This is a genomic window from Streptomyces sp. NPDC017890, from assembly GCF_044328675.1.
In the GTDB taxonomy this organism is placed as follows: Bacteria; Actinomycetota; Actinomycetes; order Streptomycetales; family Streptomycetaceae; genus Streptomyces.
The window spans coordinates 96,006-107,188 of sequence record NZ_JBIRHU010000027.1 but is presented as its reverse complement, the minus strand read 5'-3'; the positions used below and the strand labels follow the sequence as shown (position 1 = coordinate 107,188).

Sequence of the window (11,183 nt, the reverse complement as noted above, 5' to 3'; positions counted from 1 at the left end):
CAACGTCCTGTGGGCGATGATTCGTGACGGACAGTGCTATCAAGGTTCACCTCCCGTCACGGCTGCGGCTTGACATCACGATTGGGAAGTCCTTTCGCTGTGGCGAACGAGACCCCTGCCCGAGCATCCCTCCGGTCTCCATCAGACGCCATCCGAAACGCCCGTCGCCTCCGTCTGCCGCGCGGTCGCGGACGTCGAGGAGCCCGGGTGCCGGCCGGGCCGGACATCCGCGGCGACCCGCGGATCGGACATCAACACTGTCGGACGAAAGGATCCCTTCGAGCACCACGTGAGCCGGTCACGGTGCCGAACGCCTCCGCTGCAGCAACCAGGTACCCCCTGTCACCGCCCCCGTCACCGATAAGCCTATGATCAGCGACTTCCTGAGCTCCTCCACCTTGCTGCCGTCGTCCGCGACAACCACCGACAGCGACGCGATGACGGCCGTGATCACCAGCCCGATGGCCAGGTTCTTCCTCACCCGCGATTTCAGCACCTGCTTCTCCTTCTCGATGAGTGTGGCGCCGCATGTCCTCGACGCGGCGCCACACCGGGTTGTCATCCGTGTGTGTCGGTCAGCGGTCGGTCAGTACCGTCTTGCGCCGTGTCCCCCACGGACGTTGCACGCCACCACCGAACGGGCGTGAGAATCCGACCCCCCTCGTACGCTCGGCATGCACCGGCGCCCCCTGAGAATGAGGCCCTGCCGACACCTGTCGTCGGCAACCCGGGTCCATCTTCACGAGCGAGGCGTCGGGCCTGCAGGCCGTCTAGCGCGTGGCGGACCGTGATCCGCCTACGGCGGACAGGGAAGGCGGCTCATAGTCGTACAGGTATCCCTGCGCCCGTTCGAAGAACGGGAGGAGTACGCGCATCTTCGCCGCGTTGACCTGTCGCTTCACGGCACCGGGCCGCTTGCTCTCACGGGCGTTGTGCCCGTGCTTGAGCAGCTTGTCGATGCGCGGGCGACGTGCCGCGTCGTAGGCCTTGAGTGCCGCTGGGACGGTCGGGGCGCCGCTCAGCGCCGCCGCGAGTTCCAAGGCGTCCTCGACGCACATCGAGGCGCCGTGTCCGACGCCGACAGGGTGGGCGGCGTCGCCGACCAGGACCATGCGCCCACTGTGCCACGTCCGGACCGGATCGCAGACGTTCAGGCAGCCGGACGCGACTATCGATGTCGCGGCTCCGACGATGGCCCTCGGCACTGCCTCCGGAAACAGCTCGGTGACGCGCCGTAGCCATTGCGCGTCGTCGATGCCTCGTAGGTCGGGCTTGACCGGGTCCCCGATCTGAGCCGTCCACCACTGGGTCGTTTCGTCGATACTGGTGTATACGAAGGCACCGTTGCGCGTGTAGGCGAGGTTCCAGACGCCGGGCTCGAGACCCGTCATGGTGGCGATTCCGGCGACCCCGTAGAGCCCCGCGTACTCCGCGCGCGGCGCGGACGAGTCGATCAGCCCGCGCACGGTTGACCAGACGCCGTCGGCGCCCACGAGCAGCTCCGCGGTGTCGCGCCGGCCGGAGGCGAATTCGGCCACCACGCTGTCCGCTGACTCCGTCGCGCCCACCAGGCGTTCGCCGGTGACGATCTGCGCGCCCGCGTCGAGCGCCGCGCGCCGCAGGATTGCCACGAGCCGTCCGCGCTGGAGCGAGATGCTGCGCATCGAGTCGGCTTCGCGCCGAAGGCGTGGCACGTCGCCCAGGAGGTGGCCGCCCTCCGTGTAGAACCGCATCCGTTCGACGGGGTATCCGGCCGCCTGTACGTCGCGCAGGCAACCCAGCTTCTCCAGCGCGCGCAGGCCGTTGACCGCCAGGCTGAAGTGGGCGCCGACGTCCTCGGGCGGAACATCATACGCCTCGTAGACGGTCACGTCGTGACCGATCTGCTGCAGTGCAAGGGCGATGGCAGGCCCGGCTATCCCGCCACCGATCACGATCGTTCGCACAACGCCTCCCTGAATCTGGTTTCACTGAATTCTGATTCGGCGTAAGTCTGTTCCGATACGCTGGCATCTGTCAACAGCCGATGGAGGACGACATGCCGCAGGCGAGTACCGCCAGTCGAAAGGTCCGGGCGGCCCAGACTCGTGCCGCGCTGCTGGACGCGGCGCGGGGGCTGTTCAACGATCGCGGCTACCTCAATACGAAGATCACCGACATCACCGCCGCGGCCGGACGCTCGACCGGCTCGTTCTACGAACACTTCGCCGGCAAGGACGAGCTGCTCCAGGCGCTCCTCGCCGAGATGGAGGATGCGATCGACGAGGGCATGGTCGGCCTGGAGCACCCCCGCGACCACGACCTGACCGACCGAGACCAGCTGCGCGACCACCTCGGTGTCGCGTGGACGGTGATGCGGCAGAATCGCCCGGTCACGCTCGCACTGTTTCAGGCGATGGTGGCCGACGACCCCGGCACGGGCCGGGCCTGGCGCGACCTGCGCGAGCAGACAGAAACCATTCGGGAGCATCTGGAGTACCTGGTCGAGCGCGGACACCAGCTGCCAGGCGACCCCGAGTTCATCGCGGTGGCGATAGGCGCGATGCTCGTCACCCTCAACTACGCGGTGCTCACGCCCCCCGGCGGCGAAGACGACCAACGCGTCATCGACACCCTCACGAACCTGCTGTTGCACGGGCTGGCCGGACCGGCGTCACCTTCGGCGGACGAAGCGTAGAGGGTCTGACGGGGCTCCGTCCGGCGGAGGTCTGCGGCCCGCGGTGATCGGACGCCGACCTGGACGCGGCCGCGTTCGGCATCGCCGACACCCGGACCCCGATGGGCAACCGCACGGTGGTGGAGAAGGGCACGCAGAGCATGGCGGGGGAGCGTGTGTTGCCGCTCCCGAGCCTCGTACGGGAGGCGCGGAAGACGTTCCGCGCCACGCAGGCAGTGGACGCCTGGCGGCGGGTGAGGGGTACGAGGGCCGCGGGTATGAGGGAGGTCTCGCAGGGGGGCGTGACAGATCAAGGTGCGAACCCGTGACCGAAGGCAAGACCGAGTTCCATGACGCTTCCGGGGCGCGCCTTCGCGATTGCACTCGCTCCTTGTCACGGATGCCGTGGGCGTCAGGCTTGGCGCAGGCAGAGGGAGCCCCACTGGAAGCCCGCGCCGATCCCGGCGAGTACGTAGGTGTCTCCCGGGAGCAGGCTGCCCTCGGTGAGGGCGGAGTGGAGCGCGGTGAACATACCGGCTGATCCGGTGTTGCCCAGTCGGTCGACGGTGACGGGAGCGCGCTCCGGGGGGATGCCCAGGGTGGTCATCGTCTCGGTGAGGATGTTCAGGTTCGCCTGGTGCAGGAAGAAGTGTCGGACACGGTCGATCGGCATGCCCGCGCGCCGGACGGCGTTCGTGATGCTCTCGGGCAGGCGGGTCGTCGCGGTGTTCCAGACGGCGCGTCCGTCCATGCGCAGAAAGTGGTCACCGGCGGTGGCGGAGGCGCTGCTGGTCGGCACGCGGGAGCCGCCGGCGGGGATCTGGACGCCGTAGGACAGCTGGGAGCCGAGGTCGTAGGAGAGCAGCCCCGCTCCGGGAGCGTCGGTGCGCGTGAGGACGACGGCCGCCGCGGCGTCCCCGAAGAAGACACCGGTGGTGCGGTCGGCGGGGTCCGTGACCCGGGAGGCGCAGTCGGCCGCGATGAGCAGGACGGTGGTGAGGGAAGGGTTCTGCAACAGGTGGGCGGCGATCAGCATGGCATGGACGCCGTTGGCACAGGCGGCCTGGGTGACGTCCAGGGCCAGGGCGGTGTGGGCGCCGAGGGCGTCCTTGACGATCAGCGCGGTCGACGGGAGCGGCTGGTCCCCCGTGTAGGTGGCGACGATGACAGCGTCCAAGCGGTCGGGCGTGACGCCGGCCGAGTCCAGGGCCGGCGCGGCGGCGGCGACGCACATGTCGGAGGTCGCCAGGGACGGGGCCAGGCGGCGGCGTTCCCGGATGCCAGTGCGGCTGGTGATCCACTCGTCGCTGGTGTCCAGGGTGCGGGTGAGTTCCTTGTTGGTGACGACCGCCGGTGGCAGGTGCATCCCGGTCCCGGCGACGGCGAAGGGCACGGGCAGACCGGCGCCGGTCTGATGGAAGAGGGTCCGGTCCTCGGTGACGGTCACCCCAGGGAGCTCCGTTCCTGCGCGATCGGTTCCCCTAGAGAGAAGCCCATGTCCGTTCCCTTCTTCGGCGGTTCGTCGGAATCGATCTCCACCGCTTCAGCATCGTTTCATAGAGCACTGATCGCAGACATCGGATTTCCTTCGTCTGCGTGATGAAATGCTCAACCGCTTGACATGGCAGCCTGAGTGACCGGTAACTGCGAAAGGTCGTGCGTCAATCCTGTGATGACGCACATCGACACCGTTCGAGTGGATCGGGGACGGGCATTCCTTACGCGGCCGACACCACGTCACCGGGTGCCGTGGTCTTCGGCCCGTTGGGAGACCTGCGGGGCCGCTTAGAGTGCGAAGCGGAGAGGGGGCCCAAGTCACCGGCCACGGCGGACCTTTGCGCTCCCTCGCGCGGCATTCCGCGTGCCAGCCAGCTCTTGGCGCCCTTTTCCAGTCGGAACGAAAGTTCACACGTGAGGCCACAGATCACCGACATGCATCAGATCACCGGACCGCGCCAGGCCGTTGATCCAGGCAGAGCCCACCACCGCGCCGCCCCCGCATTCGCTCACTCGCACGGGACCGACGGGTCCCTTTCCGTCCAGCAGAACCACTCCGCCCTGCGCGCCGCGCTCGCCGTCGCCACAGAGGACGCCATCATCTACGACCTGGACGGCATCGGCCGCCAGTACACCACCCTCTGCGCCGAACTCCCCGGTGTCGCCATGCGCTTCGCGATGAAGGCGTGTCCGGTGGACGAGGTGCTCGGTCACCTCGCCGGCCTCGGTGCCGGCTTCGACGCCGCGAGCCCCCAGGAGATCGCGCAGGCGCTGCGCACCGGGGTCGCCCCCGGGCTGATTCACTACGGCAACACCGTCAAGTCCGATCGCAACATCGCCGCGGCCTACCGTCTGGGCGTGCGCGACTTCGCCACCGACAGCCAGGAGGACGTCGCGGCGATCGCCGCACACGCCCCCGGGTCGCGGGTGTTCTGCCGGATCGCGACCACCGGCGAAGGAGCGCTGTGGGGCCTCAGCCGTAAGTTCGGCTGCTCACCCGAGGACGCGCCGCGCGTGCTGGCTACCGCCCGCACCCTCGGACTGGTCCCTTCCGGCCTCTCCCTGCACGTCGGTTCCCAGCAGATGACCGCCGAAGCGTGGGCCACGGCGATTGACTCACTGGCCGCAGTGCTCCGGGCGCTCGGCCGACGCGGCATCACCCCGGACCGGATCAACCTCGGCGGCGGACTGCCCGCCCTCGGTGTCCTGGACCGGTGCGGGCGGCCGCTGGTGCCGCCGTTGGGCAGCATGTTCACGGCGATCCGCGAAGGTATGGCACGACTGCGCGCCGCCCACGCCGTCCCGCTCCACTTCCTGCTGGAGCCTGGCCGGCACCTGGTCGCCGACCACGGAGCGATCCGTGCCCACGTCGCACGGCTCACCTCCCGGCACCGGCTCGACGGCACCCGCGAGCGCTGGCTCTACCTGAGTTGCGGCAAGTTCAACGGCCTCTACGAGATCGACCAGTTGCAGTACCGCATGGAGTTCCCCACACATCCCGGCGGACAGTTCGTCGACGCCGTGGTGGCCGGACCGACCTGCGACAGCGACGACGCGTTCGCCCAGGAGGGCGGTCCGGTACGGGTCCCGCGCGCGCTCGCCTCCGGCGACCCGGTGTGGGTCCACTCCTGCGGCGCGTACGCCACCGCCTACGCCACGCGCGGCTTCAACGGATTCGAGCCGCTGCCGTGCACCTGTGTCGGAGACTGGGCGCCGGGCGGGGAAGACGCATGACCGACACCGGAATCCGGCTGCTCCAGGACGAGGACTGGGACGACGTGGTCGCGCTGGAAGCGCTCGCCTACGCAGCGAGCGGCCTGTCCGAGGGTCCCGCGGCGCTGCGCTCCCGGTACCGTGCCTCACCCTCGACCTGCTTCGTGCTGGAGCACGCGGGTGCCTTCGGCGGCTACCTGCTGGCCCTGCCGTACCCGCTGTTCCGCTGCCCGGACCTGAGCCTGGCCGAGCGGGGCGTCGGGTACGAAGGTCACCGGGGGAGCAACCTTCACCTCCACGACCTGGCGCTCGCCGAACGCGTCCGCGGCCTGGGCATGGCCCGCCGGATGACGCGGCACCTCGAGGAGACCGGCCGGGAGGCCCGCCATCGGTCCCTCTCGTTGGTCGCCGTGCAGGGCTCCCGTCCGCTGTGGTCCCGGCTGGGCTACCGTCCCCGGCCCGAGGTCGCGCTGCCCGCCGGCTATGGCGTCGAGGCGGTCTACATGACGAAGTCGCTGGGTTCCGCCGCCGATGCGCCGCCCGGGCCCGCCGGCGGTGCCGACGGAACTCGCGGAACCAGCTGATGCCGGTCCCCGCACGCCCGAATCCCCACGCCACTCCCCATCGCTCGTCGAGACACGACACGCCGGTCACGGACGCCTGCCCGCCCACGCGATACCCCGCATACCCGTGACAGGGCCGCCGGCGCGTCCGTGTCACACGGGCAGGCCGCCCCTTGAGAGACCGCTCCCGACCGGCCGCGCCGGCCGGGAGCGCCCTCGTCAGTAGCGCCAGCGGACGGCCTCGACGACCTCCGCGTCCGTGCACCCGGAGAACAGTTTCGCCTCCGCCTGCCGCACGGCCAGCACGGTCTCGTACAACTCGCCGCCGAGCGCCTCCCGCAGCGGCGCCGACTTCTCGATCGCGTCGATCGCCTCCGGCAAGCTGGCCGGGAGGCGCTCGGCCGAGCCGAAGGCGGCGGGATCGCTCGGCGTCTCGGGCGGGAGCGGCAGCCCGGACTCCAGGCCGGCGAGCCCGGCGGCCAGCACGCCGCCGACCGCCAGGTACGGGTTGGCGGCGGCGTCGAAGCACTTCACCTCGGCATTGGCCTGCCCGGCGGCCGAGCCGGTGATCAGGCGCAGCGCCGCCTCACGGTTCTCCAAGCCCCAGCAACGGTAGGCCCCCGCGAAACGAGAGGGCACCAGCCGCAGGTAGGAAGCGACGCTGGGCGCGCCGAGGGCGAGCAGGGCGGGCAGCTCCGCCAGTACGCCTGCGAGGAACCGTTCGGCGTCGGGATGCAGCCCGTGGCGCCCGGGGCCGCCGTGCGCGAGGTTGCGCCCCCCTCGCCAGAGGCTGAGGTGTAGGTGACTGCCGTTGCCGAGTGAACCTTCGGTGAAGACGGGCGCGTACGAGACCCGCAGGTTGTGGCGGGCGGAGACGGCGCGGATGGTGTGGCGCACCAGCATGGTGGTGTCCGCCGCCTCGACCGGCCCTTCGGCGGCGACCGAGACCTCGAACTGCCCGGCGGCGTACTCGGGATGGAGCTGGAGCACGGTCAGCCCCTGGTCGGTGAGGACGCGCAGCAGGTCCCGCAGGTAGTCGGAGTGCTCGACGAAGCGGGTCATCCCGTACGCGGGCCCGAACGTCGCGGGCGTCCCGGCGGCGTCGGCCACCACCCATTCGACCTCGATGCCGGCCTTCACGGAGAACCCCCGCTCCTCGACCGCCTCGGCGGCCCGGCGGGCGAAGCCGCGCTGGCAGCCGGGATGCGGGGTGCCGTCCTGCGCGTAGCGGTCAGCCGGCGCCCAGGCCCAGCCTGGCTGGGCGGCGAGCGGGACGAGCCGATCGAGGTCGGGGACGAGCCGCAGGTCGCCCACCGGGCCGGTGCTTGAGGGTGTGACGGCGAAGGAGTCGTCCACCAGGGCGAGGTCGAAGCAGGGCACCGCTCCCACGCCGTACTCGGCGGCGTGCGCCAGCCGGGCGCGCGGGACGGACTTCACCCTGGTGAGGCCGGCGTTGTCGACCCATCCGAACACCACCCCGTCGATTCCGTCGGCTTCGAGCTGGGCTTCGGCTGCCCGGGCCTGGTCGGCCCTTTCAGCGCCGGGACACGTGATGGTCATGCCGGCCATGCTCGTCTCGGCAGAAGCCGGTGTGCCACCGGCAGACCGGGAGTTCACTCGTCCGTGCGGGGCGAATATCGGAGACCAGTACTAATAGGTTTATCCGAAGAGTATGGATAGGGTACTCGCATGAGTGAAATCGTCCAGCTCCATTTGGTCTCATCGGGCGTGTCTGGACTACGGTGAACTAGGAGCGGACGGTTCACCACTTCGGCGAAAAGGCCACCCGGCAGGCCGTCCGGCACGGAATTCCCGACAATGACTAAGACGGACTTCTTCCAGATTCCCTCCGTCTTTCTCGTCGCGCGTCCGGAATCAGCCGCGCCCTGGGCCCCTGTCCGGAATTCGCGTGAAGAGGTTGGAGCGCCATGCCCCCCGTCGTCCCCCCGTTCCTGATCGGTCTCATCGCGGCCCCCCTGGCCAAGCGCATCCTCAAGCCGCTCGTGCGGGGCGTCATCACGACGTCCGTCGGTGTCGTCATGGAAGTCAAGAAGGCGGCCCACGAGGCAGGGGAGAACATCAACGACCTCGCGGCCGAGGTGGCTGCCGACGTGATGGCGACGCAGATCGCGTCAGCCGAGGGCGCGGCTCCGGCGGGCGAGACGGCCGTGGCCGGGGACCGGGGCGAAGGGGAAGGCAAGATCCCGAGGACCCGCGCGACCACCGGCGCGGGAAAGGGACAGTGACCCTTTGACGCCCGGTCCGGCCGGCCGCCCCGGCCCGTCCTGGCGACGGCCGCACCCCCGCCCCTGTAGGGGTTTCCGTTCCCTCGCAGTGATCCGCCGCGCGCCGCACTCCGCCGTGCCCGTCGGCGGGTTACCCGTGACCTCCGCGAACAGGTGATCGTACGCATGTCATCGCTAGTGGGTGCCGCAACAGGACTCCGGACCGTGGAAGGGGACGCGCGCCCACGCTCGGTCACTCCGGGCCGTCAGCGCTGGGACGTGAGACTGGTGATGGGCCGGCCACGGACGGCCGAACTCCTCACCGCCGCACTCCGTCGCATCCCCGGGATCACCGAGGCCCGGGCCAACCCCGTGACCGGTGGTCTGCTGGTCCGGCACGACGCCGGGGTGCGCGCCGCGGACGTCGGCCGGATGGTCCGCAGAGCGGTCACCGTGATCGCCGGTGATCCGGCCGGCGCCGGCGGACGTCCGGCGTCGGCCCGAGCCGCCGACGTGCCGGCAGCCCACCCGGCTCACGCCTCGGTCGTGCGACCGGTGCTCGCGGTCGGCACGGGGACCGCGGCGGCAGTCGCGCTGGCCAAGGGATCCGCGCTGACCAGGCAGCTGGTGGCGCTGGGCGGGGTGACCGTCGCGACCGGGGCCGTCCTGCGCAAGGCATGGCACGGAACGGCCGACGCGCCCCCAGGGCCGGGCGGGCGTGCAACGCCCGACAGCGCCCCGGACACGGCCGGGCGGGGTGCCGGACGGCATCCCTTGCTGGAGATCGTCGGACCACACCGCCGCCGCCTTTCCCGTGCCGCTGTCCTGTCCGTCGCCTGTCAGGTCTCGGAGGTCGCCCTCGGAACCTTCCTCGGCTGGACAGGATTGGTCCTCATCAAGGGCCAGGCGGCCCCGCTGGCCCGCCTCGGCCTGACCACCGCTTCGGCGCAACTTCTGGGCCTCGCCGGGCTGGTGGCCGGCGCGTGCGCCGCCGTGGCGGGCCTGTCGTACGCATCGAACCTTCAGTGGCGCCGGCTCGGCCAGGACGTGGAACACGACTGGCGCAGCCGCACGTACCAGCACGTCCAGCACCTCGAGCTGCGGCACCTGGAAGGGGAGCGGACCACCCGGGTGGCCGGCGCGCTCACCGACGACGTCGGCCAACTGGGCGCCTTCTTCGCCGGGCCGGCCAACGAGGTGCTGCAACTCGGCACCAGCCTGGCCCTCCTGATCCCGGCGTTCCTGCTGCTCGCCCCGCAGATCGCCTGGATCGCGTTCCTGCCGATCCCGGTCGTCGCCTGGCTGTCGCTGCGTCACCAGGACAAGGCCGCCGCCGACTACGCCGTCACCGGCGAGCGGCGGGCCCGGCTGGGCAGCCAAGTGATCAACTCGCTGGAGGCCGGAGCCACCGTCAAGAGCTTCTGTGCCGAGGACCACGAGGCCGACCGCGTCGACGAGTTGAGCGAGGCCGCCCAGGAGAGCAGCCGGCGGACCGACCGCAGCACCATCCGGCACACCGAGACCGTCCGGGCCTGCACCACCGCGTCGATGGCCGGCACACTGCTGATCGGCGGCCGTTCGGTGCTCAACGGCACCCTGCGCTTCGAGGTCTTCAGCCCGCTGATCGGGCTGCCCCAGATGCTGCTCATGCGGATGAGCCGGCTCGGCGGCATCGTCGACCAGTACCAGCGCACCATCGCCTCCTACGACCGGGTCCAGCGGCTGCGGGCCCTGCCTGTCGAGGCCGACGGCACCGGAGGAGCGCTCGACGCCGACCACGTACGCGGCGAGATCGTCCTGGACCGCGTGTCCTTCGCCTACCCCGGTCGCACTCCGGCGTTGGAAGACCTCTCGATGACCATCCCGGCCGGTCAGGTCACCGCTCTGGTCGGCGCCACGGGCTCGGGCAAGACCACGATCGCCAGGCTCCTGCTGCGCTTCCAGGACGCGGACCGCGGCAGCGTCCTGCTCGACGGGCGGGACGTGCGCGAACTGTCGCGGCACGACCTGCGCCGCACCATCGGGCTCGTCGCCCAGGACCCGTTCCTCTTCGACGGCACCATCGCCGACAACATCCGCTACGGCACCTTCGACGCCTCGGACGGGGCAGTGGTCGAAGCGGCCAGGACGGCCGAGGCCCACGCCTTCGTCGCGGCGCTGCCCGACGGCTACGAGACGGTGATCGGAGAGCGCGGTACGGCGCTCTCCGGCGGACAGCGCCAGCGGATCGCGCTGGCGCGCGCCATCCTCAAGAACGCGCCGGTCGTCATCCTCGACGAAGCCACCTCCGCCGTGGACAACGAGACAGAAGCCGCCATCCAGCGCACGCTCCGCGGCTTCGCGGCCGACCGGACCATGCTGGTCATCGCCCACCGGCTCTCCACGGTCCGCCACGCCGACCGCATCTACGTCATGGACGCCGGCGGCGTCGTGGCCGAGCAGGGCACCCACGACGAACTCCTCGCGCGGCACGGACTCTACGCGTCCCTCTGGCAACTCCAGGCCGGCGAACCCGCCGCCTGACCCCCG

General features: G+C 70.7%; 9 protein-coding genes. 5 read left to right on the top strand and 4 right to left on the bottom strand.

Annotated features, from left to right (window positions below; all coding sequences use genetic code 11):
- Nucleotides 1-298: 298 nt before the first annotated feature.
- Complete coding sequence (locus tag ACH4F2_RS30075; protein ID WP_398135904.1) at nucleotides 299-496, bottom strand: hypothetical protein; 198 nt, start codon at nucleotides 494-496, stop codon at nucleotides 299-301.
- 274 nt (nucleotides 497-770) lie between these two features.
- Nucleotides 771-1,946, bottom strand: coding sequence for an FAD-dependent oxidoreductase (locus tag ACH4F2_RS30070; RefSeq protein ID WP_398135903.1), 1,176 nt, complete (start codon nucleotides 1,944-1,946; stop codon nucleotides 771-773).
- An 80-nt stretch (nucleotides 1,947-2,026) separates the two neighbouring features.
- Between ACH4F2_RS30070 and ACH4F2_RS30065 the strand changes: the two genes are divergently transcribed.
- Complete coding sequence (locus ACH4F2_RS30065; RefSeq protein WP_398135902.1) at nucleotides 2,027-2,677, top strand: TetR/AcrR family transcriptional regulator; 651 nt, start codon at nucleotides 2,027-2,029, stop codon at nucleotides 2,675-2,677.
- A 391-nt stretch (nucleotides 2,678-3,068) separates the two neighbouring features.
- On the opposite strand, the gene ACH4F2_RS30060 is transcribed toward ACH4F2_RS30065, so the two are convergent.
- Nucleotides 3,069-4,103, bottom strand: a complete 1,035-nt coding sequence (locus ACH4F2_RS30060) for a 3-oxoacyl-ACP synthase III family protein (protein ID WP_398135901.1) — start codon at nucleotides 4,101-4,103, stop codon at nucleotides 3,069-3,071.
- A gap of 464 nt (nucleotides 4,104-4,567) precedes the next feature.
- On the opposite strand from ACH4F2_RS30060, the gene ACH4F2_RS30055 reads away from it, so the two are divergent.
- Both ACH4F2_RS30055 and ACH4F2_RS30050 read left to right on the top strand, forming a co-directional pair.
- Nucleotides 4,568-5,887: a type III PLP-dependent enzyme gene (locus tag ACH4F2_RS30055; protein ID WP_398135900.1), complete on the top strand. Its 1,320-nt coding sequence runs from the start codon at nucleotides 4,568-4,570 to the stop codon at nucleotides 5,885-5,887.
- Nucleotides 5,884-6,450, top strand: a complete 567-nt coding sequence (locus ACH4F2_RS30050) for a GNAT family N-acetyltransferase (RefSeq protein WP_398135899.1) — start codon at nucleotides 5,884-5,886, stop codon at nucleotides 6,448-6,450. Before ACH4F2_RS30055 ends, ACH4F2_RS30050 begins: the two co-directional genes overlap by 4 nt.
- A gap of 198 nt (nucleotides 6,451-6,648) precedes the next feature.
- On the opposite strand, the gene ACH4F2_RS30045 is transcribed toward ACH4F2_RS30050, so the two are convergent.
- Nucleotides 6,649-7,989, bottom strand: coding sequence for a glutamine synthetase (locus ACH4F2_RS30045; RefSeq protein WP_398135898.1), 1,341 nt, complete (start codon nucleotides 7,987-7,989; stop codon nucleotides 6,649-6,651).
- 368 nt (nucleotides 7,990-8,357) lie between these two features.
- On the opposite strand from ACH4F2_RS30045, the gene ACH4F2_RS30040 reads away from it, so the two are divergent.
- Complete coding sequence (locus ACH4F2_RS30040) at nucleotides 8,358-8,675, top strand: DUF5132 domain-containing protein (RefSeq protein ID WP_398135897.1); 318 nt, start codon at nucleotides 8,358-8,360, stop codon at nucleotides 8,673-8,675.
- 204 nt (nucleotides 8,676-8,879) lie between these two features.
- Nucleotides 8,880-11,177 carry an ATP-binding cassette domain-containing protein gene (locus ACH4F2_RS30035; protein WP_398135896.1) on the top strand — a complete coding sequence of 766 codons (2,298 nt, stop codon included), beginning with the start codon at nucleotides 8,880-8,882 and terminating at the stop codon, nucleotides 11,175-11,177.
- Nucleotides 11,178-11,183 lie beyond the last annotated feature (6 nt).

What these genes read in the sequence shown, in the direction of transcription:
- ACH4F2_RS30065 (WP_398135902.1), top strand. Translation starts at nt 2,027, where the DNA reads ATGGAGGACGACATGCCGCAGGCGAGTACCGCCAGTCGAAAGGTCCGG.
- ACH4F2_RS30050 (WP_398135899.1), top strand. Translation starts at nt 5,884, where the DNA reads ATGACCGACACCGGAATCCGGCTGCTCCAGGACGAGGACTGGGACGAC.
- ACH4F2_RS30045 (WP_398135898.1), bottom strand. Translation starts at nt 7,989, where the DNA reads ATGACCATCACGTGTCCCGGCGCTGAAAGGGCCGACCAGGCCCGGGCA.
- ACH4F2_RS30040 (WP_398135897.1), top strand. Translation starts at nt 8,358, where the DNA reads ATGCCCCCCGTCGTCCCCCCGTTCCTGATCGGTCTCATCGCGGCCCCC.